Below are 25,810 nucleotides of genomic sequence, written 5' to 3'. Positions count from 1 at the left end.
CGCCAACGGCGCGCACGTCTCAGGATTTGCGGATCTGGGCGGCGAAATAGGACTCGATGGCGTCGCCGACGGCATTGACCACCCGGGTTCGGCTGGCGGGGTTGCTCAACAACCGCTCATCCTCCGGATTGGTGATGAAGCCCATCTCGAGCAGCACGGCTGGGACATCGGGCGCCAACAGCACAATAAAGCCGGCGTCGCGATGGCTGCGACGCAGCAGCGGCGTCTCCTCGCCCACGCGTTCCAGCAGAAGTTGTGCGAAGGCGGCCGAGCGATTCTTGGTGGCGCGCTGCGACAGGTCCAGCAGGATCTGGCTGACGGCGCGATCGCGGCCCGGCAGGCTGGCCTTCATCAGCCAGTCGTCCTTCTCCAGCACCCGCGCCACGCGCTCGGTGCCTTTTTCCGACAGCGTGTAGACACTGGCTCCGCGCGTGGTGACGTCGGGACCCGAGTCTGCGTGCATGGAGATAAACAGGTCGGCGTCGGCGCGGCGGGCGATCTGCACCCGCGCTTCCAGCGGAATGAAGGTGTCGGTCTCCCGGGTCATCACAACCTGGAAGCGGCCGGATTTCTCCAGACGAGCCTTCAGGGCCTTGGCGGCCGCGAGCGTGACATCCTTCTCGTAGACGGAGGCGCCCAGCGAGCCGGGATCCTTGCCGCCGTGACCGGCATCAATGACGATCACCTTCTTCAAGCGCAGCGGAGCGGCCTTGACCGGGCTGGAGACGAGCGTGAGCTTCGGCGCGGCCTCAGGCGCAGCGCCGTCGGTCGCCTTCAGGTCTATGACATAACGATAGGCCGTCGCGCCGTCGCCGGGCGGCAAAAGGAAGCGCCGGCGCACTTCAGCACGGCCCGACAGGTCCAGGCGAAGGCGAGCGCCACCGCCGGCCTCGTCGATGATCCAGCGCTTGACCAGACCCTGGCCCGCCCCCTGCAGGTCACCCGAGACCGAAACATTGGGTAGTCCGATGACAATGCGTTGATCCAAGGCGCCGTCAGCGATCAGACGCCCCACAGCGGCGCGATCAAGATCGATGACCACACGGGTTTCAGCCCGATCGCCGCCAAAACGGACTTTCTGGACCCCAGCGGCCGGCGCGGGGCCTTGCGCGGTCGCGACAGCGACGCCAGCGACGGTCAGGCCGCCGACGATTAACGCGGCCCTCAACCAGCCCGTTCGCGCTAACCCGATGAGAACTCTAAGCATCCCTCGCCCAAGCATTCCGGTGCCGGTGAACCAGCCGTCAATATCCGCCACGCCCGGTAGCGAAAGCGTTAAACCTGACCTTGTTGTCCAGCGCTTTCCTTTTGCCTCGCGATGTTGCTACAATTCATCTGCGTGCGAGCGACGTGATCGTCATGGAAGCTCGCGCGAGCGACCGCGGGATGATTGGAGCCTTTCGCCTCCTCCGTTTCGTGCGCCGCGACTAGACGAGTTATCCGAGGATCGATCCTTCGTTCGCAGGCAGACGCCTGCCGCAGGGCCGGTCCGCAGGGCCCGCGTCGGGCTCTCCGCCTTCCCGGCGACGACGCGCCCTCCGATCAGCGTCATTCCGGCGCGACCCGGTAAACCATCCAGTCCGCGCCTCACGGCGCGGTGGAGAGAACAGAAACCTCATGGGCTGCGCCGCACCCGTCCGCCATTGGCATCCGACCTCTCGCAACCGCACTGGCGGAGCGACGGGCGGTGACGCGCGCGCCTGTCTTTCATTTCGGCGACCGGGCCATGAGCCCGCCGTGCGCCGTGGAGATTCCCTTAATGTCGAAGAAGATGCTGATCGACGCAGCACACGCCGAAGAGACGCGTGTGGTCGTCGTGGACGGAACCCGGGTTGAAGAATTCGATTTCGAAAGCCAGACCCGCAAACAGCTTCGCGGAAATATCTATCTCGCCAAGGTGACCCGCGTTGAGCCCAGCCTCCAGGCTGCGTTCATCGAATATGGCGGCAACCGCCATGGGTTCCTCGCCTTCAACGAGATCCATCCCGACTACTATCAAATTCCGGTCGCCGACCGCGAAGCGCTGATGCGTGATGATTCGCACGACGACGAGGACGACCACGTCTCCGCGCGTCGCGATGACGAGGATGGCGATCACGTCGACGACGAGGAAGACGCCGTCGAAGAAGAACTGGCGCGCCGCAAGCGCCGCCTTATGCGCAAGTACAAGATCCAGGAAGTGATCCGCCGCCGGCAGATCATGCTGGTCCAGGTGGTCAAGGAAGAGCGCGGCAACAAGGGCGCTGCGCTCACCACCTACTTGTCACTGGCCGGCCGCTATGGCGTCCTGATGCCCAACACCGCCCGTGGCGGCGGCATCAGCCGCAAGATCACCACGGTCACTGACCGCAAGCGCCTCAAGAGCGTCGTTCAGAGCCTGGATGTGCCGCAGGGCATGGGCCTGATCATCCGCACGGCCGGCGCCAAGCGCACCAAGGCTGAGGTCAAGCGCGACTACGACTACCTGCTGCGCCTGTGGGAAAACATCCGCGAGACCACGCTGCACTCGGTGGCGCCAGCGTTGATTTACGAGGAAGAAGACCTCGTCAAACGCGCCATCCGCGACATGTACGACAAGGAACTGGAAGGCATCTGGGTCGAGGGTGAAGCGGGCTTCAAGGAAGCGCGCGACTTTATGCGCATGCTCATGCCCAGCCAGGCGAAGAAGGTCTTCCACTACCGCGATCCGGCGCCGCTGTTCGTTAAGCACCGCATCGAGGATCACCTGGCGCAGATCTATTCGCCGGTCGTTCCCCTGCGATCGGGCGGCTATCTGGTGATCAACCAGACCGAAGCCCTGGTCGCCATCGACGTCAACTCGGGCAAGGCGACGCGCGAGCGCAACATCGAAGCGACCGCGCTGAAGACCAATACCGAAGCCGCCGAGGAAGCTGCTCGTCAGCTCCGTCTGCGCGACCTGGCCGGCCTGATCGTCATCGACTTCATCGACATGGATGAAGGCAAGAACAACCGCGCCGTCGAGAAGGTCCTGAAGGACGCCCTGAAGGACGATCGCGCCCGCATCCAGATGGGCAAGATCAGCGGTTTTGGCCTGATGGAAATCAGCCGCCAGCGTCGCCGCACCGGCGTGCTGGAAGGCACCACCCACGTCTGCGAACACTGCGAAGGCACCGGCCGGGTTCGCTCGGTCGAGTCCAGCGCCCTGGCCGCTCTGCGGGCCGTCGAGGTCGAGGCCCTGAAGGGCAGCGGCGCGATCACCCTGAAGGTGTCGCGCGCGGTCGGCATCTACATCCTCAACGAAAAGCGCGCCTATCTGGTGCGCCTGCAACAGACCCACGGCCTGTTCGTGACGGTGCTGGTCGACGAGAGCCTGCACGCCGCCGAGAACGAGATCGAACGCACCGAGCTTGGCGAACGTATCGCCATCGCTCCGCCGCCTGTGTCGGATGACGACTTCGAAGACGAGGTCTATGACGACGAGGACGAAGACGAGGACGAAGAAATCTTCGACGACGAGGCCGTCGAACGCGAAGATTCTGACGATGACGCACCGGCCGTCCGCGCCGCCCCGCGCGGCAAGCCCCGCGCCGAGGCTGCCGAAGACGAAGGCGATCGCAACCGCAAGCGCAAGCGCCGCCGTCGCGGACGGCGCGATGACGCCGACGCCGCGCCGGAGGGCGAGGTCGAGGCTATCGACGACGTCGAAGGCGACGAGGACGGAGATGCCGATCGCGGCGACTTCGCCGTCGAAGGCGAGGACGAGGAAGCCCGCCGTCGCCGTCGCCGTCGCGGACGCCGTGGCGGCCGCCGTGGCGGTCGCGAGGACGGTGATCGTCCGACCGACGCCTTCGTCTGGATCCGCCCCCGTGTCCCGTTCGGCGACAGCGCCTTTGCCTGGCACGATCCGGCCGCTCTGGATGGTCGTGGCGGTGAACAGCGCCGTCCTGCGCCCGAACAGTCCGCGCCTGCGCCGCAAGCCGAGCGACCGGAACGCGCTGAGCGTCCCGAACGGGCCGAGCGCGGTGATCGATCGGAAGGCCGTTCCAGCCGTAACCGTGGCCGCGGTCGTGGCGAGCGTGAAGCGCGCCCCGCACCGGTCGAAGCCTTGGCCGAGGCCGAATTGCCGCCCATCCCGGCGGTTGTGGCTGAAGCTCCTCCCAGCGACATCTGGGTCGAACTGCCGGCGCCGGGCGACGAAGCCCCCAAGAAGGCCCGCCGTCCCCGCACGCGCGGTCGCAAGGGCGATGCTCCGGCCGCTGAAGCCGTGATCGAGTCCGCCGCCGATGAAGCGGCCGCCCCCGAGGTGGTCGCCGAACCGGTCGCGGTCGAGGCGCCTGTCCAGGTCGTGGCCGAAGCGCCCGTCGCCCCCGCCCCCATTGCGGCGCCTGCGCCACAACCTGCCCCCGAGCCTGAACCGGTCCCGGAAAAGGTTCTTGAGCCGGCGGAGCCTGATCCGGCTGAGATCACCGCGCCCCCCGTCAAGCCGCGCGGCGGCTGGTGGCGCCGGGGCTGATGAAAGTTCGTGGACGGTCGGGCACTGGTCCGGCCGTCCACGAGGCCCATATAGCGAGTGACGCGGAACGACAGCGGTGGTTCACAGGCCGCCAAATTCCACGCTACACTCGCCTCAATCGCGGGGGCGCGACTGGAGACGTTGAATGACCTCCCGCATGCTGTGGGCTGAAAAGAGGTTTCGCGCCTTCTGCTCCGTGACGGTGGTCGCGGCTTTGAGCCTTTCCGCTGCGACGCCGGCCGCCGCCCAGGATGGCCCGTCGCTGATCCGCGACACCGAGATCGAAGAAATCCTGCATCGCGACGCCGACCCCCTGTTCGAGGCGGCGGGTCTGGATTCCAAGACCGTGCGCATCCTGCTGGTCGGCGACAAGTCGCTAAACGCCTTCGCGACCCAGGGCCTGATGATGGGCCTCAATACCGGCCTGATCCTGCAGACCGAAACCCCCAACCAGCTCAAGGGCGTCATCGCCCACGAAACCGGGCACCTTGCGGGCGGGCACCCTATCCGCTCGGCGGAGATGATGCGCGCGGGCCTCAAGCCCATGATCCTGACCATGGGTCTGGGCGTGCTGGCGGCCCTGGCGGGCGCGCCCGACGCAGGTGCGGTGCTGTTGGGCAACGCTTCGTATTTCGGGACGCTTGGTGCGCTAGGCTACAGCCGCGACCAGGAATCCCGCGCTGACCAGGCCGCCGCCGGCTTCTTGGAAGCTACGGGTCAATCTGGGCGCGGCCTCGTCGAGTTCTTCGACAACTTCCGCTATCAGGAAGTTTTCGATCAGGCTCGGCGCTTCGCCTATTTCCGCAGCCACCCGTTGTCGTCGGAGCGGATCGAGACCCTGCGCAGCCGGGTCGAACGCCAGTCGCACTACGACGCCGTCGACAGCCCTGCCGACCTGGCTGAACACCAGATCATGCGCGCCAAGCTGGAAGGCTTCCTCAATCCGCAAGTCGCGTTGATGAAGTACAAGGAAAACGACAACAGCTTCCCGGCGCGTTACGCACGGTCCATTGCCTACTACCAGATGAAGGAGCCCGACCGGGCCCTGAAGCTGATCGAAGGCCTGCTCGTCGACAACGCCGACAACCCCTATCTGTGGGAGTTGAAGGGGCAAATCCTGTTCGAGTTCAACCGCGTCGAACAGGCCGAGGAACCCCAGCGCCGATCCGTGGCGCTCAAGCCTGACGCGCCGCTGCTGCGCATCAATCTTGGCCAGACCCTGATCAACCAGAAAGAGCCCGCCAAGGTCGAGGAAGGCGTGCGTGAACTCAAACGCGCCTTGCGCAACGATAGCGACAACGCTGTAACCTGGCGTCTGCTGGCCCAGGCCTACGACAAGCAGGGCAAGGACGGCGACGCCCGACTGGCCACCGCAGAGCAGTACTTCTCCATGGGCGCGCCCCAGGAAGCCCGCGTCTTCGCTATGCGTGCCCGCGAACTCCTGACCAAGGACACGCCTGAATGGCGGCGCGCCACCGACATCGTCTTGGCCTCGCGCCCTAGCAACCAGGACCTCAAGGATCTGGCCAAGGAAGGCGCGACCCAGTCCGTCTTTCGCCGCTGATCCCCCACTCTGATTTCGAGACCCTCATGACCCTGTCCCGCCGCGCCGGCGCCTTCGCCGCTTCGCTCGCCCTGTCGGGCCTGCTCCTGGGCGCCTGCGCGCCAGCCAAGGCCGACAAGGAATTTGGCGACAAGGTGCGCGCCTACCTGCTGGAGCACCCCGAGGTGCTGCTGGAGGTCAGCGCAAAGCTGGAACAGAAGCAGGCGGTCAAGACGGCGGAGGCCGGTCGCAAGGCCATCGGCCAGTATCGCCAAGCGATCGAGCGAGACCCGCGCGACTTCGTGGCCAATCCCAACGGGTTGGTCACCGTCACCGAGTTCTTCGACTACAAGTGCGGCTATTGCCGGGTAGCCGCCCCCGAGGTGCTCAAGCTGATCGCCGAAAATCCGGACGTGCGATTTGTGTTCAAGGATTTCGTGATCTTTGGCCGCGATTCCGAAGCTGCGGCACGACTGATGCTGGGCGCCAAGGACCAAGGCAAGACGCTGCAACTGCACCGGGCGCTGATGGCCGAGAAGAGCCTGGACGAGGCCGGCGCCTACCGAATCGCGGCAGGGCTCGGCATTGATGTCGCCAAGGCCCGCGCTGCGGGCGCCTCAGCCGCAGTGACCCAGCATCTGGCCGACACCCATGGCCTGGCCCAGTCGCTGGCTATCGAAGGCACCCCCGTCTACATCGTCGGCGACACGGTTATCCCCGGCGCGGACATGCAGGCCCTGAAGCTGGCGATCGCCAAGACCCAGGCCGCAGCGGCGCTCAAGAAGAGCTAGATCAGCCCCGCCAGAGGCGAGCTGGGATCGGCGTACATCCGCTTGGGCATCCGGCCCGCGAGATAGGCTTCCCGGCCGGCGATGACCGCATGCTTCATCGCGCGCGCCATGCGGATCGGATCCTTGGCCTCGGCGATGGCGGTGTTCATCAGGATGGCGTCGCAGCCCAGCTCCATGCCGATCGCGGCGTCAGAGGCCGTGCCGACTCCGGCGTCGACCAGCACCGGCACGCCGGCGTTCTCGATGATGATCCGCAGGTTGACCCGGTTCTGGATGCCGAGACCCGAGCCGATCGGCGCACCCAGCGGCATGATCGCCACGGCGCCGGCCTCTTCCAGTTTGCGGCAATAGACCGGATCATCCGAGCAATAGACCATCACCTGGAAGCCTTCGGTGACCAGCAGCTTCAGCGACCGCAGGGTCTCTTCCATGTCGGGATAGAGGGTCTTGGGATCGGACAGCACTTCCAGCTTCACCAGGTCCCAGCCGCCGGCCTCGCGGGCCAGGCGCAGCGTCCGCACGGCGTCCTCGCCGGTGAAACAGCCCGCCGTGTTGGGCAGGTAGGTGAAGCGGTCCTGCTTGATGTAGTCCACCAGCAGCGGCTGGGTGGGATCGGTCAGATTGACGCGGCGTACGGCCACGGTGACGATCTCGGCTCCGGCCGCCTCGGCGGCGGCGGCGTTGGTCGCGTAGTCCTTGTACTTGCCGGTGCCGACAATTAGGCGCGAGGTAAAGGTGCGGCCAGCGACGGTCCAGCTATCGTCGGACGTCAGGGCGGAGTCGGGGGAAACATGCGCGTTCATGCCGCTGGTTTACGCCCCGTCAGGCGCGGTTTCAAACGTCGAGGTCAGCCGCCACCGATAAATGTAACGATCTCGATGCGGTCGCCATCGGCTAGTTCCGTTGCGGCATAGGTCGAGCGCGGCACGATCTCCAGATTGCGTTCCACGGCCACCTTTCGCGAGTCGAGACCTAATGCAGCGACCAGATCTGCGACGCTGGAAACCTCGGAGATCTGGTGCTCGTCTCCATTCAGAAAAAGCTTCATCTCACCTCCTGAGCGAGCGCTGCTTGTGACCCGGCAGAACCGGCTATACAAGACCATCGGAATCGACGGCGGAGCCGAATGGTAAACCCGATCCATGTGCTGAGCGGCCCCAATCTCAACTTGTTGGGAACGCGTGAGCCCGAGATCTATGGCAAGGACACGCTGGACGATGTCCGGGCGCGCTGCGATGCGCGTGCGGCTTTGCATGGCCATTCGGTGGTCTTCCGGCAATCCAACCATGAGGGCCAACTGATCGACTGGGTTCAGGAGGCGCGTCTGTCTGCCTCCGCCCTGATCATCAACCCGGCAGGCTATGGCCACACCTCGATCGCCTTGCTGGATGCGCTCAAGACCTTGAGCATTCCGGTGATCGAGTGCCACCTGTCCAACCCGGCGGCGCGGGAGGAATTCCGTCGCCATACGTATGTCTCGCTGGCGGCCACAGGGATCGTCTCCGGTTTCGGCGCGGCGAGTTATGAACTGGCGATCCAGGCCGCTATCGGCCTGATCGGCGCGAACTAGGTCCAGCCCGCCGGCGTTCAGTCGCTGCGAGCCAAGAGAACAAGGTAGCTTCAATGTCCAATCCCAAGGCTTCCGCCGATCCGGTCGAGACTCCGTCGATCGACGCCCGCCTGGTCCGCAAACTCGCGGACATCCTGAAGGACACCGGCCTGAGCGAAATCGAGGTCGAGCATGCCGGCCTGAAGATCCGCGTGGCCCGTGAACTGACCGTGGCCGGTGCGGCCACCACCTACGTCCAAGCCCCTCAGGCCTATGCGCCCCAGGCCGCGCCGCTGCCGGCCGCCGCGCCGGTCGCTGAAACCGCTGTCCCGGCCGCCCGCGCCGCTGGCGATCTGGTCAAGTCGCCGATGGTCGGCACTGTCTACATGTCGCCCCAGCCGGGCGCGGACGCCTTCATCAAGGTCGGCGACACCGTCGCGGCCGGCCAGACCCTGCTGATCGTCGAGGCCATGAAAACGATGAACCCGATCGCGGCCCCCAAGGCTGGCAAGGTCGTCGAGATTCTCGTCGGTGACTCTCAGCCGGTCGAGTTCGGCGAGCCCCTCGTCGTCATCGAGTAACGATCATGTTTGACAAGATCCTGATCGCGAACCGGGGCGAGATTGCGCTCCGGGTTCACCGTGCCTGCAAGGAAATGGGCATCGCCACCGTGGCGGTCCACTCCGAGGCCGACTCCAACTCGATGTGGGTGCGCCTGGCCGACGAAAGTGTCTGCATCGGCCCAGCTCCCGCCGCCAAGAGCTACCTGAACATCCCGTCGATTATCGCCGCGTGCGAGATTACCGGCGCCCAGGCGGTTCACCCTGGCTACGGCTTCCTGTCGGAAAACGCCCGCTTCGCCGAAATCGTCGGCGCCCACGGCTTCACATTCATCGGCCCCAAGCCCGAGCACATCCGGCTCATGGGCGACAAGATTACTGCCAAACAGGCCGTGAAGGACGCGGGTATTCCGGTGGTTCCCGGTTCGGATGGCGGCCTCGCCACCGAGGAAGAAGCCTTTGCGGCCGCGGACATCATCGGCTTTCCTGTCCTGATCAAGGCCGCCTCCGGCGGCGGCGGTCGCGGCATGAAGGTCGCCCAGACGCGCGAGGATCTGGCCGAGGCGGTTTCGACCGCCCGCTCGGAAGCCCGCGCAGCCTTCGGCGACGACACGGTCTATATGGAGCGCTACCTCCAGAAGCCGCGCCATATCGAGATCCAGGTCATCGCCGACAGCCATGGCAATGTGGTGCATCTGGGCGAACGCGACTGCTCGCTGCAGCGTCGCCACCAGAAGGTGCTGGAAGAAGCCCCCTCGCCCGCCCTGGGCGCGGCCGATCGTGCCAAGATCGGCAAGATCGTCGTCGATGCGGTCAAGGCCATTGGCTATCTCGGCGTCGGCACCATCGAGTTCCTTTGGGAGAACGGAGAGTTCTTCTTCATCGAGATGAACACCCGTCTGCAGGTCGAACACCCGGTCACGGAAGCCATCACCGGCATTGACCTGGTGCGTGAGCAGATCCGCATTGCCGCCGGTCTGCCGCTGTCCTTCACCCAGGCCGAAGTGGTTTTCGAAGGCCACGCCATCGAGTGCCGGATCAACGCCGAGAATGCGCGAACCTTCACGCCATCGCCCGGCACGATCACAGACTTCCACGCCCCGGGTGGCCTGGGCGTTCGCCTGGATTCGGCGATCTATACCGGCTATGCGATCCCGCCTTACTACGACAGCCTGATCGGCAAGCTGATCGTCCACGGCCGCGACCGTCAGGAGTGCATCGCGCGCCTGAAGCGTTGCCTGGGCGAGATGGTCGTCGGCGGCATCGAAACCACGATCCCGCTGTTCCAGGACCTGCTGGTTCAGCCCGACATCCTGGCCGGCGACTACGACATCCATTGGCTCGAGCGCTGGATCAAGGCGCAGGGCTAGGACTGGCGGGGGCGCGCATGGACGCCTTCACGGTCGATGATCTGATCCGTTGTTACGAGCGCGGCGTTTTTCCGATGGCCGACGCCCGTCATGACGAGAGCATCTTTCTGATCGATCCCGAGCGACGGGGTGTGTTGCCGCTGGATAGCGTGCACATGCCCCGTCGGCTCGCGCGTACCGTTCGTGCCGACATCTTTCAGGTTCGGATCGACAGCGCCTTTAACGCCGTCGTCGAGGCCTGCGCGACGTCTCGTCCAGGCCGACTGGAAACCTGGATCAACGCGCCGATCCAGCAGTTGTATGGCGAACTCTTCGCGCGGGGTCTGGCCCATTCTGTCGAATGCTGGCGAGACGGCCAGATGGTCGGCGGTCTCTATGGCGTGTCGCTGGGCGCGGCGTTCTTTGGCGAGAGCATGTTCTCCACCGAGCGCGACGCCAGCAAGGTGGCGCTGGCCCATCTGGTGGCGCGACTAAAGGTCGGCGACTATCGGCTGCTCGACACCCAGTTCATCACCGATCATCTGCTGCAGTTTGGCGCCGTCGAAATCTCACGCGCTGACTATCGGCGTCGTCTGGTCAAGGCCTGGCCGGCCCAGGCCGATTTCTACCGCTTCTCGGCCGGCGCGACGGGCGCCGACGTTTTGCAGGCGATCAACCAGGCATCATAGACAGGATGCTGCAGCGGGTTCATGCCCGGCGAATTGGCGTACATCCAGCCCTTGTAGACCTGACGTCCCGGAGGGGCGACCCGTCCGGCCACGGCTTTGGGCTGGGTATCGACCATCACATAGGCCGTCGACTCAGGCGCGACCTCGTCAGAAGCCGAGGTTTCGCAAGCCCGAACGGTGAAGATCAGGGTCTTGTAGCGAATGGGCTGACCGACGGGCGCTTCGAAGCGCATCGTCTCGGTCGTTACCTTGTCCAGCGCCTGAATAATGGCGACCGACGAGCGACCACGCTTGGCAGGTTCAGCAGGTTTGGCGGGTGTGACCGCCTTCGTGGTGGCGGGTTTGGCGACCGGTTGCTGGACCTGGGGATCGGGTTGTGGCGCAGGAACGGCCACGCGCGGCTGGAGCGCATCCGGGTTCGGCGCGGCTGGAGCCGCCGGCGCTTGCGGGGCGACCGGCGCGCTCGACTGACGCGCGGATGCTACGCCGACCGTCGTCAGGCCGATGGCCAGCACTGACGCGCCAAGGATTGCTCCGCGCCGCATCGGGCCTATTCCGGCTTCCAGGGCTGATAGTCGCTGGTCGCCACGGCCCGCTGGCCGCCACGGGACAGAGAGCCCTTCGGACGCCAGGCGTGAACCGTGCCGGTCAGGTTGGGAATGTGATCCTTTTCCCAGCTGCGGCGGGGCAGAGGGTTCGTGGTCGGCGGCTCGTCGAACGTATAGTGCAGCCAACCGCTCCACTCGGCCGGAACCTTCGAGGCCTCGGCGTAGCCGTCGTAGATCACCCAGCGGCGCTTGTGAGCGTCATAGCTGTCGCTGGCGTCGCGGGCTTCAAAGTATCGGTTGCCAAAATCGTCCATGCCCACGAACACGCCGCGACGGCCAATGTGGAACCGCTGACCCAGGGTCGCGCCGTTCCACCACGTGAAGATCGCTTTCAGCACTACGTTTGCACCCGAATTTGCAAGGACTTCCATGTCGCGACGAACGCGACGAAGCGGCCGGACTATAGGGCGGCCAGCCCGTAGCGTCCAGCATGTGACCCGCCCGCTGAAATTCAACATCTTGTGGACCGTATGGCCTCCGCCCCCAACATCTATTGAAGGGCGTCTGCCTGCGATCTAGATTGGGTCTCTCTTGGCGCCCAGCCGCGGAATCGCCCATGCGTAGTCAGTCCGGATATGTCGATCAGCCCCTCCGGGCGGAACGACGCGACCTTGAGCGCAGTAACGCGATCGTCGAGGTCCTGGCCCCGTCGACCTGGACCGATGCGCGAGTTGAGGCCTGGCTGGACTGGGCCGGCGAGCCGATTGATCGCAACGCTCCGCTGGGCGGCGGTCCCGCCCGATATGCTGACCGCTTGGCCAAGCTCGGGCTGGCCAAGGGTCTGTTCGCGGACGCGGCCGACGCCGGGGCATTCCAAGACGCGCTGCTGGCGACGATGCTGAGCGGCGTCGCCACGCCGACCAAGGCGGTTCAGCCTCTGGACCTCTTGCCCGACATCGCGGAAATCGAGTTCCGACAGGTTGCTGAAGATGAGCTGGGTCGCCGGCGAAGCCATGCGCTGTCCCGCAAGGCCGCCGCTCGTCTGGACGCCGCCCTCGCCCAGGTCGGTGACGCCGTCCAACGTTGCCACGGCGACGCTCGGGCTTGCGCAGATCCGCGCAAGAACAGCGCCCTGGCTCGCGCCGCCCGGCGCGCCCGGGATCTCGGCGCCAATGACCGGATGATCTCGGACGCCATTGCGCTTGTCGGCGCGGCCCGGACGCCCCTGGTCGACAGCATCCCTCAACCAGCGACCCGCATGGTCGCCTCGGGTTCCCGGGCGACAGTTTCGGCTGGGGACGACAACGCCAGCTTCGCCGCCCAGGTCGGCTGGGAAACCAGCGCCCTCAACCTGACCTTGTCGCTGGAAGACGCAGAAGCGTTGTCCAAGGGGGCTGCAGTCGGAGCAGCTATCGACGCCTCCGCGTTTCAAGCCGACGAGGCCTTCGACATACAGGGCTTCACCTATGCCGTGCACATCTGGGCGACCGCGCTTGAGATCGAGCGCGGCGATCGCCCCGCCTTGCTGGGCCTGGCCGGCGTCGGCGACTGGCTGTTGGCCCAAGGGCTTTCGCTGGCGAGCAGCGATGGCCGGGACGGCGCCGCAGCGCTATGGGCCCTGACCGTCGGCTCGGCCCTGGCCGCCAGCGCAGAAGCCGCCGCGAGCCTGGGCGCCGAGCCCGCCTTTGCTCAGGATCGACAGGTCGTGTTGCGCAGCCTAGCCGAACGTCGGGTGCGCGCCGCCGCGCTCCGCTCGCCGTTGGCCTCGGAAGCCGCAACGGCCCTGGCCATGGCTCATGGTCTGGCCAAGAAGCACGGCCTTCGGTCGTGCGCCCTGGTCGCCGCTTTTGACGATCCGGAAGCCGCCCTGCGGCTCGGCGGCCGACCGATGGGCTGGGCCGGCGTCGCCGCGCCCGTGTCGGCGATCCAGACGGCCGATGGCCTCCTGGTGCCTTCGTTCAGTGCGGCGGCGTTCGACTGCCTCTCTGGCGCGAAGGCCGAGATCGACGCCGCCCGCCGTCATGCGCTGGGCCATGGCTCACTGATCGACTCGCCCGCCATCGATCATGGCATCCTGCAAGCGCGCGGTTTCACTGCGCACGAGATCGAACAGGTCGAGGACGCGCTGCGCTCGTGCGGGGGCCTGCGTCAGGCTTTCGCTCCGGCGGTTGTCGGCGCGGGCTTCCTCGGCGACGTGCTGGGCGCGCCCTCCCGGTCCATGGCGCAGGCCGATTTCGACACCCTGGCCTTCGCCGGCTTCTCGCCCGCCGAAATCCTCGCCGCCGAACACCATGCGCTTGGGACCGGCCTGCTCTCCGATTGCGAGGCTCTCAGCGCAGAAGTCCGGGCCGTGTTTCTCTCGGTGGAGGCGCCGGTCCTGGCCGACCGGCTGGCCATGGTCGCCGCCGTGGAGACTTTCGCCTGCCTGCCGGTCCCGGTCGTCCTGCATCTGCCGTTCGACGCGCGGCCAGTCGACGGCGCACGACTTCAGGCCGCCGCCGCTCGCGCCGGAGTGCGGGCTTTGCGCCTGCACCGCGCCGCCCCCCCTGCTGACTTCCGTCTCGACCTGCCCGAAGAACCCGTCGAGGCGCCGCGCCAGCCAACGCGTGACCCGATCGTCACCGAGCGGGTCGTCGAGAAGATTGTCGAGCGCGACCGCTCGCGTCGCAAGCTTCCGGATCGCCGCAAGGGTTACATCCAGAAGGCGGCGGTCGGCGGCCACAAGGTCTATCTGCACACCGGCGAATATGATGACGGCGAGGTCGGCGAGATCTTCATCGACATGCACAAGGAAGGCGCCGCCTTCCGCAGCCTGATGAACAATTTCGCCATCGCGGTGTCTCTGGGCCTGCAGCACGGTGTGCCGCTGGACGAGTTCGTTGACGCCTTCGTCTTCACGCGTTTTGAACCGGCCGGGCCCGTGACGGGCAACGACTCGATCAAGTCGGCGACCTCGATCCTCGACTACGTGTTTCGCGAGCTGGGGGTTTCGTATCTTGGCCGCGACGATCTGGCCAACGCCGATCCGCAGGAGTTCAACGCCGACGGCCTGGGCCACGGCAAGGCCGATGCGCCCGACCTCGAGTCCGAGCCCCTGCCCGCCAGCAAGTTCATCTCCAAGGGCTTCTCGCGCGGCGCCGCCACCGACAATCTGGTGTTCCTGCCGTTTGGCGGCCGCAAGGCCGAAGAGGCCGGACGGGCCGCCAGCAGCGAAGCCGACTTCTGCCCGGCGTGCGGCGACATCGCGTTGACCCAGCGCGGCGCCATCACCGTCTGCGACAGCTGCGGGGCGCAATCCAATCGCTCGGAGCCGGCGACCTGAGCCCGCCCATTTGGGCTTGTTCGTCTGGCCTTAAGGTTGCTGGGCCATTGTCCTTGCGTCGATAGTCGCCAGGATGCGTTTCAGAATGACACCGATCGCCCGCCTCGCCGCCCTGGTCCTGAGCGCCGCCGCCCTGGCGAGCGCCGCGCCGGCCATGGCCCAGAACGCCGGTCAGATCGCCCGTGTCCGTGGCGGCGCCAGCTGCCCCGGCTGCAATCTCTTTCAGGCCGATCTGTCGAACCTGACCCTGCGCGGCGTCAATCTGTCGAAGGCTCGACTGCGCCAGGCCGATCTCACGACCGTGGTCATGAACCGGGCCAGCTTCGCCGGCGGCGACCTGCGCGACGTCAACGCCTATGGCGGCGTGTTCGGCGGCGCCAGCTTCGCCCGGGCCGATCTGACCCATGCCAGCTTCGTGGGGGCCTTCCTCGAAGGCGCCAATTTCGCCGGGGCCAATCTGAGCGGCGTGAACTTTTCGGGCGCGGAAATGGACCGCGCCAGAGGCCTGTCCCAGGGCCAGCTGAACCGGGCCTGCGGCGACGATTCCACCCGTTTGCCGCGTGGGCTTTCCATCCCCGGTTGCCGTTAAGTTGCTGTCATTACCGCGATTTAAGTGGCGCCGGGGCGCTCGGGGCCCCAAATCGTAACTCATGCAGTCGCGTATTGGCTGGTAGGAGATTTCGATGTCCCGCATGGGCGCTTCACTCGCGGTTCTGACGCTGGCCCTCACGGCCCTGGCCGGACAGGCCAAGGCCGGTCCCGAGGACAAGGACGTCGCCCGTCTGGTGTCGTTCGGCGGTATGTGCGTCAGCTGCGAGCTGTCGGGCCGCAAGCTGACCGGCGCCAAGTTCAGCGGCGCCAATTTCGCCAAGGCCATCCTGATCGGCTCAGACCTGCGCGGCGCGGCCTTCTACGGCTCCAACTTCCAGGGCGCCGACTTGACCCGGTCGGACATGCGCGGCGCCGAGATGCGCGGCGCCAACTTCCAGAACGCCATTTTCAGCGACGCCCGCATGTCCGGCATCGAGAGCAGCGGCGCCAACTTCCAGAACGCCAGCCTGCTGCGGGCCGATCTGTCGTCGTCCGAGCTGAACGCCGCCAACATGATCGGGGCCAACCTCAACAAGGCCAACCTCAGCAACGCCGAGCTGGGCGGCGCCAATCTGGCCAACGTCAACGGCCGCGACGCCACCTTCCGCAACGCCGAGCTCAACGCCGCCAACCTGTCGGGCGGCCGGTTCGACGGCGCCGACTTCCGCAACGCCGAGTTCACGGGCGCCGCCCTGCGCGGGGCCACTTTCCACGGCGCCGACTTCCGGGGCGCCGACCTCTCCAACGCCATGCTGGGCGGAGCCGATCTGTCGGGCGCCAAGGGGCTGGACCAGGACCAGCTGGACGAGACCTGCGGCGATGGCTCCACCCGCCTGCCCCGCGGCCTGACGCTGCGGTCCTGCCATGGCGACCCCCGCCAGATCCGGGTGATCGTCGACTTCAAGCGCGCCCAGGCCGAGGCCGCCCGCGCCCAGGCCGAGGCCGAGAAGGCCGCATCCGCCTGGGCCGCGCCCCGGCCGCCCAAGCCGCCTGCGCCGCCCAAACCGCCGAAATACTGAGCTCGACGCGACCCTGAAAACTTTAAAGGCCCCGGTGCGAACCGGGGCCTTTTTCTATTCGCTCTACACCTTGATGGGCGGCGCTGAGCGGATGTGCAGTTCCTTGTACTGGCGCTCCGCGGCCTCGGCCGGGGCGTTCATCAGCAGGTCCTGGCCCTGCTGGTTCAGCGGGAAGGCGATGACCTCGCGGATGGCGACCTGCTCGGCCAGCAGCATGACGATCCGGTCGATGCCGGGGGCCAGGCCGCCGTGCGGGGGAGCCCCGAAGCGGAAGGCGTTGAGCATGCCGCCAAACTGCTCTTCCACCACCTCGGCGCCATAGCCGGCCACTTCGAAGGCCTTGAGCATGATCTCCGGCTTGTGGTTCCGGATCGCGCCCGAGCACAGCTCATAGCCGTTGCAGACGATGTCGTACTGATAGGCGCGGATGGTCAGCGGATCCTGGGTCTCCAGGGCCTCCAGACCGCCCTGCGGCATCGAGAACGGGTTGTGCGAGAAGTCGACGCGCTTTTCGTCCTCGTTCCACTCGAACATCGGGAAGTCGACGATCCAGCAGAACTTGAACTGGTTCTCGTCGACCAGCTTCAGCTCGGTCCCGACGCGGGTGCGGGCCAGGCCTGCGAACTTGGCGAACACGGCCGGGTCGCCGGCCACGAAGAAGGCGGCGTCGCCCTTGCCCAGGCCCACCGACTCCATCAGCGCCTGCGTCGGCTCGCCCAGGTTCTTGGCGATCGGACCGCCCCAGGCGCCCAGGTCCTCGGACCAGAACACATAGCCCAGGCCCGGCTGGCCTTCGCCCTGGGCCCAGCTGTTCATGCGGTCGCAGAACGCCCGCGAACCCCCGGTCGGCGCGGGGATGGCCCACACCCGGTTCTTCGGGTCAGCGCCGAGGATCTTGGCGAACAGGCCAAAGCCGCCGTCACGGAAGTGCTCGGAGACGTCGGCCATCTTGATCGGGTTGCGGGTGTCGGGCTTGTCGCTGCCGTACCACTTCATCGACTGGGCATAGGTCAGGCGCTCGAAGCCGGCATGCTCCAGCGTCGCGCCGAAATCGTTGGTGAAGGTGTGCATGCCCGAGATCGGCGACACCGGCTTGCCGCCCGAGAATTCCTCGAACACGCCGTGCATCACCGGCTCGATGGCCGCGAACACGTCTTCCTGCGTCACAAAGCTCATCTCTATGTCGAGCTGGTAGAATTCCAGCGAGCGGTCGGCGCGCAGGTCTTCGTCGCGGAAGCATGGGGCGATCTGGAAATAGCGGTCAAAGCCCGACACCATCAGCAGTTGCTTGAACTGCTGAGGGGCCTGGGGCAGCGCATAGAACTTGCCCGGATGCAGACGCGAAGGCACCAGGAAGTCGCGCGCGCCTTCCGGCGACGAGGCCGTCAGGATCGGGGTCTGGTACTCCAGGAAGCCCTGCTCGACCATGCGGTGACGGATCGAGTGGATCACCTTGGAGCGCAGCACGATGTTCTTGTGCAGGGTCTCGCGGCGCAAATCGAGATAGCGGTGCTTGAGGCGGATTTCTTCGGGATAGTCCGGCTCGCCAAACACCGGCAGCGGCAGCTCGGCGGCTTCCGACAGCACTTCCACGGCGGTGACGTGGATCTCGATCGCGCCGGTCGGCAGGTTGGGGTTCACGGCCGCCGCGTCGCGGGCCAGCACCTTGCCGTCCACCTTGATCACGCTCTCGGCGCGCAGGCGCTCGACGATGTCAAAGCCCGGGGTCTCTGGGTGCAGCACCAGTTGGGTCAGGCCGTAATGGTCGCGCAGGTCGATGAAGACCAGGCCGCCGTGGTCGCGCTTGCGGTGGATCCAGCCCGACACCCGGACATTGGCGTCGGTGTCGCTAGCCCGAAGGGCGCCGCAGGTGTGGGTGCGGTAGGCGTGCATCGTGGTCATGACAAAGTCTTCGAAAATCGCGGGAACGCGTTGATTTGCAAGGCGCGGAAAGGCGCATGGGGGGGCGTGGATGTCAAGGATTCTGAGGCTGCGGAGAAGATCCTCCCCCTCTGGGGGAGGTGGCCCGAAGGGCCGGAGGGGGCCATCTGGGCGCACGCCGCATTAGCCCCCTCAGTCGCTCCGCGACAGCTCCCCCGGAGGGGGAGCATCTGGTCATGCGCTCACACCCCCGCGCTTTCGCTGCGATGGCGATGGAAAGGGTCGCGGAGCGTCCGGACCACGTCCGGAGGAAAATAGAATAACCGTTTCGACGAAGCCGAGCGCTCCGCGTGGTCGTTATCCATCAGCGTCCCGGCGGGTGGCCCAGTTGGGGCCTTACCGGAACCCGGACGCCTCGGTTTCCCGAAGTCCCGAAGGTCGGGGGGCGTGGGGCCAATCCTGACCAACACTCGCCTTGATCCCCATCCACGCCGACGGCGGGCGGGTCCTGCAACGCCAGGATCCCCGGACCGGTCGAGTATCCCCCTCGACCCCAGCCCCGCTCGATCACCCCCCGCCGCCGCAATGGTCGCTGGCCTTGCGCCCTTTCCTCGCGACGAGGTGGGTACAGAATACGGGAGGTTTGAGTGCGTCTGACGGGCGCGCTCGCTTTATTTGGAGGGCGTTGATCAGGCTGAGCTTTCTCCCGAAAGCCAAGGGGATCGGTCGCAGTTTATCCCCGCACTTGCCCCCTACGGGCTGCTTCGCAGCCGTCTTCCCCCGGAGGGGGAAGATGAGGTCGGCGCGCTTCATCTTCCCCCTGAAAGGGGGAGGACGACCGCGTAGCGGTCAGGAGGGGGCCAGCGGCGTCGGCAGGGAAACCCCCGCCCCCTCCTCCCGCATCCGGTAGGCCATCACCGCCGTGCGCCCCAGGCTCTCGACCAGCCGCCAGTTCACAATCGCCCCGACCGGCGCGCCGACCACGGGCAGCAGCTGGGCCAGCTTGGCCAGGTCGATATGGTCGCGATACTGCTGCTGGAAGGCCCGCCAGTCGAAGGCCTCCAGCGTGTCGGGACGCTCGGCCCGGCGCGCGTCCCAGTCGTCCATGGCCGCCAGCACCCGGGCCCGGTGCGTCGCGTCCGAAAAGGCCAGCTCGAAGATGTGCAGGATGTAGAGCCGCTCATCCAGGTCGGTGCCGTCATGGCCGAAGATGGCGGCGATCTCGAACAGCAGCTTGATCTTGAAGCTCATCAGCAGCGGGAAATCGGCCGCCGCCGCCAGAAAGCCCCCGGCCCCGGTGATCCCGCCCTCGACGCTGGCGGTCTTCTTCCAGCCGTCGATGGCGGCGGCGGCTTTCGCGCGCTTTTCGTCCAGGGTCAGGCCGTGCTGCGGCGAGCCGGTGGCGAAGTCGGCCCCGGTCAGGATGCCCCGCGTCAGGCCCTCCATGGCCGTGGTGATCGCGGCGTGGACCTTTTCGGGGATGATCTGGTTGATCCTGACCTGCGCCTTGCGCGCGAGGCCGCCGAGCGGCCCGGCAGGCTTGGTCATGGCGGCGCGCCAGGCGGCGAGGTCGGGGGGTGATGAGGTCATGGGCTAGATATAGGTCGACGCCCCGCCCCCACACCACTCCCCCAACCAACCGTCATTCCCGCCCTTGTGGCGGGAACCCCTGTTTCAGCTTGCACGTGAAGCGCCAGCGAAGTGCGCGCGCACTTCGCCCCTCCCGCACCTGCGGCGGACAGAGGGGTTCCCGCCACAAGGGCGGGAATGACGGGAGTATTTGAGGATAAGCTACACCCCATGACCGACGCCCAACGCCTGACCCTGGTCCGCGCCCTGCACACGGTGATCTATCTCGTGATGGCCAGCGCCAGCCTCGTCGTCCTCTATGCCGGGATCACCGGCGCGCACGGCCCCTGGCTGTGGGTGGCGGCCGCGCTGGTCGCCGTCGAGAGCGTGGTCTTCGCCGCCTTCGGCCTCAAATGCCCCCTGACCGCCATCGCCGTGAAGTACGGCGCGACCAAGGACGGCGCCTACGACACCTTCCTGCCGGAGCGGATCACCCGCTGGACGTTCGCGGTGTTCGGGCCGGTGATCGTGGTGGGGTTTGGGTTGTTGGCGGTGCGGTGGGGGTTGGGGCGGGGTTAGGCGGTCACCGCCGCGCGGACTTTTTCGGGGATGATCTGGTTGATCCTGACCTGCGCCTTGCGCGCGAGGCCGCCGAGCGGCCCGACGGGCTTGGTTATGGCGGCGCGCCAGGCGGCGAGGTCGGGGGGTGGTGAGGTCATGGGCCTGAGATAGTCCTTCTCCCCGCGGGAGAAAGTGGCGACTAGCGTTGGCACCCTAGTGGAAGCGGCCGAAACCCGCATGTCGTCCATCTACCGCGTAACAGGAAATGCGGCATTCAACATTCCCTTCAATGACCTCAGATTGAGGCCACAATGATGAAATCAAATTGGACCAAATATCAGGCAATTTACTTAATATTTGCGTTAATGAATCTTCTATTCACCAAATCTATCAAATAATCACAATTATTTCCAGAAGCCATAAATGTGTGCATGAGCGCTCCATCCGGCATCTTTATCTTAATGGCTGCCGAAGAGCTACCCTCCTCTTTTCCGGGAGTATAATTGTCAAACTTATATTCAATGTGCAAAAAATCATACGTCTTAACGAGGTCGAATCTTAGAGACGTCATAAAATCTCCAATTTCCGAAATAGAACTATTTCTGAATATCCATATACTTTTATATGTTCTATTTCCCTCCGGGCTCAAAAAGTCCGTAACAAAAATCTCTTCCACACCCAATGGTATTGCATTTGAGCATAAATCAATAGCAGAAAGAGCTCTTTCTATCTGAACTCTAGACATGCCGATGCGTAAAAAATACTCACTAAACGGACTGCTCATTTTACACCCACCTGCCTATCGCGAATTTGAACAAGCATTCCCTCAATATAATGAACCATGTGACCCAAATTTGTCGCAGAAAACTGATCCGACTTGTAATTCCAAGCAGAATTACCATCATCATCACTGGGCATTAGCCTTGCTTTCTCATAAAATATGTGAAGCAGCGACTTTACCAATTGTTTCACTTCCGTAGTTATTTGAATTTCCATAGACATCGGAACCGTTAACGCTTTCCAGTTTTCATCCAGCAAGACGACGTTTTCCTGATACGATAGATGAAGCGCGTAATACCCATCCATTCTTCCCTCAAATTCTTGAGAGCAATTAATATCCATTTCCTTCGTGACATCTCTGATGTATTCAGAAATATAAGTTACGCCATCTATATATCTAACAGCAATGGTCGATCTAATAATATCGCCGATTTTGGTGTACCAATTATTCGGCAACAGCCAACCCCCATCCGGGGGGCTAGGCCAGTTTTTATTATTTACAACATTTTTCCTATAGTTTTTTTCAATGAAAGAGCTGTATGACTTCTTGAATAAACTGGGAGAAAAGTCCGTAATAAGGTTATCTTTATTTTCAATTAGATACTGAGCGTTTATGTTAACAAGTTCGGATACAATATGCTTCCAAAACGCTGAATTGGAAAAGTGATTATAAGCTCTTTCAACATTTGTATTATAGAACTGCTCATCCGCCAATACTATATTGACTTCCAAAACCTCAACGAGCCACGACGTGTAGCCCTCTAAGGTTGGCTTGTTCGCTGCAGATAGAACGGGGGTCGCCAAACTGTGAGTTCCGCAAATTACTTCCCCCCACTCTGACGCCGAAAACGCTGCGCGCAAGTTCCACTTAGCTGCGACGAAGCCTTCTTCTAGGCCATCCACACCCTCTACCTCTCCATCCCCACCTTCCCTCACCCGCCCCGCTCGCGCTTCCGCCGCACCCGGCCTATATCTCCCGCACCAGTAACCACGCCGGACGCCGCCGACTTGTCCCGTCAGTTCAGACTGCCGCTGCACAGCCCGCCGTCGTTCGCGCGGGAGCACTTCGCAGTGTCGCCGACCAACGCCCAGGCGATCGCGGCGATCGACGCCTGGCCGCGCTGGGGCGACGGGCGGCTGGCCCTGATCGGGGCCGCCGGCGCCGGCAAGACCCATCTGGCGCGCGATTGGGCCCTGAAGGCGAACGCCGTGGTGGTCGAGGCCGCCAATCCCCTTGCAGCGCCGCTGGACCTGGCCGCCCTGCGCGGCCGCGCCGTGCTGGTCGATGACGCCGACCGGCGGGCGGAAGGCGGCCATCTGGACGACGAGACCCTGTTTCACCTGATCAACATGGCCGGGGTCGACGGCGGCACCCTGCTGCTGACCGGGCGCCTGGCGCCCGTGGCCTGGGACTGCGCGGTGCCCGACCTGCGCTCGCGGCTCAACGCCCTGACGGCCGCCATCATCGACGAGCCCGACGATATCGTGCTGGAGGCCGTGCTGCGCCGCGCCTTCGCGGCGCGGGCCATGACCCCGGCCCACGACGTCTATCCCTACCTGCTGCGCCGCATCCCGCGCTCGTCGCTGGAGGCCATCGCGGCGGTCGACCTGCTGGACGAGGCGGCCTCGGCCCAGGGCCGGGCGATCACCCGGCTGCTGGCCGGCGAGGTGCTGGCGTTTGAGGGGGATGAGGCGGAGGACTGAGGGTCCTTCTCTTCAAAACGGTTGTCATCCCGGACGAACGCGCAGCGTGAAGATCCGGGATCGACGCCTGAGCTCAGCGCGTCCGGCGGTCCCGGATCTGCGCCCGGCGTTCGCCGGACTTGTCCGGGATGACAGGCTTGGTTTGCATGGGGCGCCAGTGTCTTGCCCCCGTCACGTCCCACGTTCACCATGTGAGAACCCTGTTCGCCTATGGTTCCCCTCATGCCCAACGCCGCGCCCCTGCCGACCCCCGTCACTGAAGCCGACGCGGCCTGCCGTCTGGACAAGGCGCTGCTGGCCTCGCCCGAGCGGTTCATCAATCGCGAACTGTCGTGGCTGGCCTTCAACGAACGCGTGCTGGAAGAGAGCGCCAATCGGCGCCATCCGCTGCTGGAGCGCCTGAGGTTCCTGTCAATCTCGGCCAACAATCTCGACGAATTCTACATGGTGCGGGTGGCCGGCCTGAAGGGCCAGGTGCGCGAGGGCGTGCGGGTGGTCAGCCAGGACGGCCTGACGCCGGGCGAGCAGTTGACGCGGATCAACGCCTCGGCCTTCGACCTGATGGTCGATCAGCAGAAGATCTGGCGCGACGTGCGCGCCGAGCTGTGGGCCGAGGGCCTCAAGCTGCTGGACGCCAAGGACATCGAGGGCGACGACAAGGTCAAGGCCGAGGAGCTGTTCCTGACCCGGATGTTCCCGGTGCTGACGCCCCTGGCCATCGACCCGGCCCACCCGTTTCCGTTCATTCCCAATCTGGGCTTCTGCCTGGCGCTGAAACTGCGCCGCATCGCCGACGACAAGCACCTGTACGCCCTGGTGCCGGTGCCCAGTCAGGTGCAGCGGTTCTGGGAAATCGGCTCGGTGACCACGCGCGGCAAGAAGCGCGAGCGCCGGATCGTGGCGCTGGAGAGCTTCATCATCCTGTTCCTGGGCCACCTGTTCCCCGGCTATAAGGTGGAGGGCCGCGGCCTGTTCCGCCTGATCCGCGACAGTGACCTGGAAATCGAGGAAGAGGCCGAAGACCTGGTGCGCGAGTTCGAGGCGCGCCTGAAGAAGCGTCGCCTGGGCCAGGTGGTGCGGGTCAAGATCCAGACCTCCATGCCCCAGGACCTGCGCGACTTCATCGTCGAGGGCCTGCGCGCCGAGCCCGACGACGTCATCCTGGTGGACGGCAAGCTGGGCCTGGCCCAGATGGACGAGCTGATCCCGCCCGATCGCCCGGACCTGAAGTTCAAGCCCTATAACGCCCGTTTCCCCGAGCGCGTGCGAGACCACGGCGGCGACTGCTTCGCGGCGATCCGCGAGAAAGACATCCTGGTCCATCACCCCTTCGAGAGCTTCGATGTGGTGGTGCAGTTCCTGCGTCAGGCGGCCCGCGATCCCAATGTGCTGGCGATCAAGCAGACCCTGTACCGCACCTCCAAGGACAGCCCGATCGTGGCGGCCCTGATCGAGGCGGCCGACAACGGCAAGAACGTCACGGCCCTGGTCGAGATCAAGGCGCGCTTCGACGAGGAGAACAACCTCAAATGGGCCCGCGATCTGGAACGCGCGGGCGTCCACGTGGTGTTCGGCTTCGTCGACTGGAAGACCCACGCCAAGCTGTCGGTGGTGGTGCGCCGCGAGGGCGAGGCCCTGCGCACCTATTGCCACTTCGGCACCGGCAACTATCACCCGCAGACGGCGCGGGTTTATACCGATCTGTCGCTGTTCACCTGCGATCCGGCCCTGGGCCGGGACGGCGGCAAGCTGTTCAACTTCATCACCGGCTACGCCCAGCCGCATGGCCTGGAAAAGCTGAGCTTCTCGCCGGAGACGCTCAAGCCCGACCTGCTGAAGATGATCAGCCTCGAGGCCGCCAATGCGCGGGCCGGCAAGCCTGCCGGCATCTGGGCCAAGATGAACTCCGTGGTCGATCCCCAGATCATCGACGCCCTCTATGCCGCCAGTCAGGCCGGGGTGATGATCAATCTGGTGGTGCGCGGCATCTGCTGCCTGCGGCCGGGCGTGAAGGGGCTGTCGGAGAATATCCGGGTCAAAAGCATTGTCGGACGGTTCCTGGAGCACGCCCGGATCGTCGCCTTCGCCAACGGCGCCGACCTGCCCGGCCCGCAGACGCGCCTGTTCATCAGCTCGGCCGACTGGATGCCGCGCAACCTCGACCGCCGGGTGGAAACCCTGGTGCCGGTCGAGAACCCCACCGTGCACCAGCAGGTGCTGGACCAGATCATGGTCGCCAACCTCAATGACGAGGCCCAGAGCTGGAACCTCAACAGCGACGGCGGCTACACGCGCGATCCGGCCTGGGACAAGAAGGGCGCCTTCTCGGCCCACGACTATTTCATGACCAATCCCAGCCTGTCGGGCCGCGGCCAAAAGGTGAAGGATCTGCCGATGGCCTTCGACCATGTGGGCCCGCGAAAAGGCAAGGGTTGAGGCGTCTCGTCCTTCTGACGGTCCCGGCGGTCCTGGCCCTGTCTGGCTGTGGTCCCGGCCAGGCGGAGCAGGCGCAGATCTGCGCCATCCTGGCCCAGCCCGGCGTGCCCGGCGTCGACCGGATCGGCGACGGCGCAGCCCTGGCCCCGGTGGATCGGCAACTTCAGGCCAAGGGCCGAATCTACGGTCCCGGCCTGCGCCTGGGCCAGATCCGCTCGTGGGGGTCCTGCCCGAAATACGCCCCGACCGTCGAAATGCTGCTGCTGGACGGCAACCACGCCGCGACCAAGGGCGGCTTGCGGGCCAGCGGCGCGCAGAAGACTTTCGGCACCTGCTTCTACGTAAGAACCGAAACCCGCTGGCGCTTGCTCGCGTGCCGGATTAATGGCGCGTCCTGACGTCCCGAGCGATTTTCGTCCGGCCCCGCTTTCTCCCGCGTCTCAA

25 protein-coding genes and 2 pseudogenes are annotated in these 25,810 nt (G+C 65.2%); 16 read left to right on the top strand and 11 right to left on the bottom strand.

Annotated elements, in window-relative coordinates; all coding sequences use genetic code 11:
• Positions 1 to 19: 19 nt before the first annotated feature.
• Positions 20 to 1,207 (bottom strand): N-acetylmuramoyl-L-alanine amidase family protein, encoded by a 1,188-nt coding sequence (locus ACW176_RS16400; protein ID WP_492057258.1) that lies wholly within the window; start codon positions 1,205 to 1,207, stop codon positions 20 to 22.
• 410 nt (positions 1,208 to 1,617) lie between these two features.
• On the opposite strand from ACW176_RS16400, the gene ACW176_RS16395 reads away from it, so the two are divergent.
• The 4 genes from ACW176_RS16395 (at position 1,618) to ACW176_RS16380 (ending at position 6,808) form a co-directional block, all read left to right on the top strand.
• Positions 1,618 to 1,836, top strand: coding sequence for a hypothetical protein (locus ACW176_RS16395; RefSeq protein WP_419316858.1), 219 nt, complete (start codon positions 1,618 to 1,620; stop codon positions 1,834 to 1,836).
• Positions 1,760 to 4,474 (top strand): Rne/Rng family ribonuclease, encoded by a 2,715-nt coding sequence (locus ACW176_RS16390; protein WP_492109894.1) that lies wholly within the window; start codon positions 1,760 to 1,762, stop codon positions 4,472 to 4,474. Before ACW176_RS16395 ends, ACW176_RS16390 begins: the two co-directional genes overlap by 77 nt.
• A gap of 145 nt (positions 4,475 to 4,619) precedes the next feature.
• Entirely contained in the window at positions 4,620 to 6,038 is a 1,419-nt protein-coding gene (locus ACW176_RS16385) for a M48 family metalloprotease (protein WP_492109893.1), read from the top strand.
• Between the two features lie 26 nt (positions 6,039 to 6,064).
• The gene (locus tag ACW176_RS16380) at positions 6,065 to 6,808 is read left to right on the top strand and encodes a DsbA family protein (RefSeq protein ID WP_492109892.1); all 744 of its coding nucleotides are present in this window, start codon (positions 6,065 to 6,067) and stop codon (positions 6,806 to 6,808) included.
• Here the strand turns inward: ACW176_RS16380 and ACW176_RS16375 are convergent.
• Together ACW176_RS16375 and thiS are read right to left on the bottom strand one after the other, a co-directional pair.
• The gene (locus ACW176_RS16375) at positions 6,805 to 7,611 is read right to left on the bottom strand and encodes a thiazole synthase (RefSeq protein ID WP_492109891.1); all 807 of its coding nucleotides are present in this window, start codon (positions 7,609 to 7,611) and stop codon (positions 6,805 to 6,807) included. The two genes, ACW176_RS16380 and ACW176_RS16375, sit on opposite strands and share 4 nt — an antisense overlap.
• A 44-nt stretch (positions 7,612 to 7,655) precedes the next feature.
• Positions 7,656 to 7,856, bottom strand: coding sequence for a sulfur carrier protein ThiS (gene thiS, locus ACW176_RS16370; RefSeq protein WP_492109890.1), 201 nt, complete (start codon positions 7,854 to 7,856; stop codon positions 7,656 to 7,658).
• Between the two features lie 78 nt (positions 7,857 to 7,934).
• Here thiS and ACW176_RS16365 point away from each other — a divergent pair, with 78 nt between their 5' ends.
• From ACW176_RS16365 to aat, 4 genes are read left to right on the top strand one after another with little or no spacing between them, the layout of a single operon-like run.
• A complete protein-coding gene (locus ACW176_RS16365; RefSeq protein WP_492109889.1) occupies positions 7,935 to 8,378 on the top strand; it encodes a type II 3-dehydroquinate dehydratase in 444 nt (147 codons plus the stop codon).
• 53 nt (positions 8,379 to 8,431) lie between these two features.
• The gene (gene accB, locus ACW176_RS16360; protein WP_492109888.1) at positions 8,432 to 8,938 is read left to right on the top strand and encodes an acetyl-CoA carboxylase biotin carboxyl carrier protein; all 507 of its coding nucleotides are present in this window, start codon (positions 8,432 to 8,434) and stop codon (positions 8,936 to 8,938) included.
• Between the two features lie 5 nt (positions 8,939 to 8,943).
• Positions 8,944 to 10,287: an acetyl-CoA carboxylase biotin carboxylase subunit gene (accC, locus tag ACW176_RS16355; RefSeq protein WP_492057261.1), complete on the top strand. Its 1,344-nt coding sequence runs from the start codon at positions 8,944 to 8,946 to the stop codon at positions 10,285 to 10,287.
• 17 nt (positions 10,288 to 10,304) lie between these two features.
• Positions 10,305 to 10,955: a leucyl/phenylalanyl-tRNA--protein transferase gene (gene aat, locus ACW176_RS16350; protein WP_492109887.1), complete on the top strand. Its 651-nt coding sequence runs from the start codon at positions 10,305 to 10,307 to the stop codon at positions 10,953 to 10,955.
• On the opposite strand, the gene ACW176_RS16345 is transcribed toward aat, so the two are convergent.
• Positions 10,892 to 11,470, bottom strand: coding sequence for a DUF2155 domain-containing protein (locus tag ACW176_RS16345; RefSeq protein ID WP_492109886.1), 579 nt, complete (start codon positions 11,468 to 11,470; stop codon positions 10,892 to 10,894). The two genes, aat and ACW176_RS16345, sit on opposite strands and share 64 nt — an antisense overlap.
• 35 nt (positions 11,471 to 11,505) lie before the next feature.
• Complete coding sequence (locus ACW176_RS16340; protein WP_419316869.1) at positions 11,506 to 11,901, bottom strand: NADH:ubiquinone oxidoreductase subunit NDUFA12; 396 nt, start codon at positions 11,899 to 11,901, stop codon at positions 11,506 to 11,508.
• A 218-nt stretch (positions 11,902 to 12,119) separates the two neighbouring features.
• Between ACW176_RS16340 and ACW176_RS16335 the strand changes: the two genes are divergently transcribed.
• The 3 genes from ACW176_RS16335 to ACW176_RS16325 all read left to right on the top strand — a co-directional run bounded on the left by ACW176_RS16335 (position 12,120) and on the right by ACW176_RS16325 (position 16,435).
• Positions 12,120 to 14,825 (top strand): TSCPD domain-containing protein, encoded by a 2,706-nt coding sequence (locus ACW176_RS16335; RefSeq protein ID WP_492109885.1) that lies wholly within the window; start codon positions 12,120 to 12,122, stop codon positions 14,823 to 14,825.
• 85 nt (positions 14,826 to 14,910) lie between these two features.
• On the top strand, positions 14,911 to 15,414 hold the full coding sequence (locus tag ACW176_RS16330) for a pentapeptide repeat-containing protein (RefSeq protein ID WP_492109884.1): 504 nt from the start codon (positions 14,911 to 14,913) through the stop codon (positions 15,412 to 15,414).
• Positions 15,415 to 15,508: 94 nt separating this feature from the next.
• Complete coding sequence (locus ACW176_RS16325; RefSeq protein WP_492109883.1) at positions 15,509 to 16,435, top strand: pentapeptide repeat-containing protein; 927 nt, start codon at positions 15,509 to 15,511, stop codon at positions 16,433 to 16,435.
• 63 nt (positions 16,436 to 16,498) lie between these two features.
• On the opposite strand, the gene aspS is transcribed toward ACW176_RS16325, so the two are convergent.
• Entirely contained in the window at positions 16,499 to 18,337 is a 1,839-nt protein-coding gene (aspS, locus tag ACW176_RS16320) for an aspartate--tRNA ligase (protein ID WP_492057267.1), read from the bottom strand.
• Positions 18,338 to 18,835: 498 nt separating this feature from the next.
• Here aspS and ACW176_RS16315 point away from each other — a divergent pair.
• Positions 18,836 to 18,963: pseudogene (locus tag ACW176_RS16315) on the top strand (hypothetical protein); the annotation flags it as partial.
• Between the two features lie 202 nt (positions 18,964 to 19,165).
• Here the strand turns inward: ACW176_RS16315 and ACW176_RS16310 are convergent.
• Positions 19,166 to 19,906 carry an EcsC family protein gene (locus ACW176_RS16310; protein WP_492109882.1) on the bottom strand — a complete coding sequence of 247 codons (741 nt, stop codon included), beginning with the start codon at positions 19,904 to 19,906 and terminating at the stop codon, positions 19,166 to 19,168.
• Between the two features lie 38 nt (positions 19,907 to 19,944).
• Positions 19,945 to 20,096 (bottom strand): annotated as a pseudogene (locus ACW176_RS16305) (hypothetical protein); the annotation flags it as partial.
• A 20-nt stretch (positions 20,097 to 20,116) separates the two neighbouring features.
• Here ACW176_RS16305 and ACW176_RS16300 point away from each other — a divergent pair.
• Positions 20,117 to 20,464 (top strand): hypothetical protein, encoded by a 348-nt coding sequence (locus ACW176_RS16300; RefSeq protein ID WP_492109881.1) that lies wholly within the window; start codon positions 20,117 to 20,119, stop codon positions 20,462 to 20,464.
• Here the strand turns inward: ACW176_RS16300 and ACW176_RS16295 are convergent.
• The 3 genes from ACW176_RS16295 to ACW176_RS16285 all read right to left on the bottom strand — a co-directional run bounded on the left by ACW176_RS16295 (position 20,461) and on the right by ACW176_RS16285 (position 22,291).
• Positions 20,461 to 20,604, bottom strand: a complete 144-nt coding sequence (locus ACW176_RS16295; protein WP_492109880.1) for a hypothetical protein — start codon at positions 20,602 to 20,604, stop codon at positions 20,461 to 20,463. The genes ACW176_RS16300 and ACW176_RS16295 overlap by 4 nt on opposite strands.
• A gap of 188 nt (positions 20,605 to 20,792) precedes the next feature.
• Entirely contained in the window at positions 20,793 to 21,230 is a 438-nt protein-coding gene (locus ACW176_RS16290) for a hypothetical protein (protein WP_492109879.1), read from the bottom strand.
• Positions 21,227 to 22,291 carry a hypothetical protein gene (locus tag ACW176_RS16285; RefSeq protein WP_492111977.1) on the bottom strand — a complete coding sequence of 355 codons (1,065 nt, stop codon included), beginning with the start codon at positions 22,289 to 22,291 and terminating at the stop codon, positions 21,227 to 21,229. Before ACW176_RS16285 ends, ACW176_RS16290 begins: the two co-directional genes overlap by 4 nt.
• On the opposite strand from ACW176_RS16285, the gene hdaA reads away from it, so the two are divergent.
• The 3 genes from hdaA to ACW176_RS16270 all read left to right on the top strand — a co-directional run bounded on the left by hdaA (position 22,235) and on the right by ACW176_RS16270 (position 25,764).
• Positions 22,235 to 22,930 carry a DnaA regulatory inactivator HdaA gene (gene hdaA / locus ACW176_RS16280; protein ID WP_492057274.1) on the top strand — a complete coding sequence of 232 codons (696 nt, stop codon included), beginning with the start codon at positions 22,235 to 22,237 and terminating at the stop codon, positions 22,928 to 22,930. The two genes, ACW176_RS16285 and hdaA, sit on opposite strands and share 57 nt — an antisense overlap.
• Before the next feature lie 222 nt (positions 22,931 to 23,152).
• A complete protein-coding gene (locus tag ACW176_RS16275) occupies positions 23,153 to 25,366 on the top strand; it encodes an RNA degradosome polyphosphate kinase (protein WP_492109878.1) in 2,214 nt (737 codons plus the stop codon).
• Complete coding sequence (locus ACW176_RS16270) at positions 25,363 to 25,764, top strand: hypothetical protein (protein WP_492109877.1); 402 nt, start codon at positions 25,363 to 25,365, stop codon at positions 25,762 to 25,764. The genes ACW176_RS16275 and ACW176_RS16270 overlap by 4 nt, the downstream gene beginning before the upstream one ends.
• The last annotated feature ends 46 nt before the right edge of the window (positions 25,765 to 25,810 follow it).

This window comes from Caulobacter sp. FV1ye13L, from assembly GCF_058681155.1.
The sequence above is the reverse complement of the archived record's forward strand: the minus strand, read 5'-3'. Positions and strand labels throughout refer to the sequence as shown.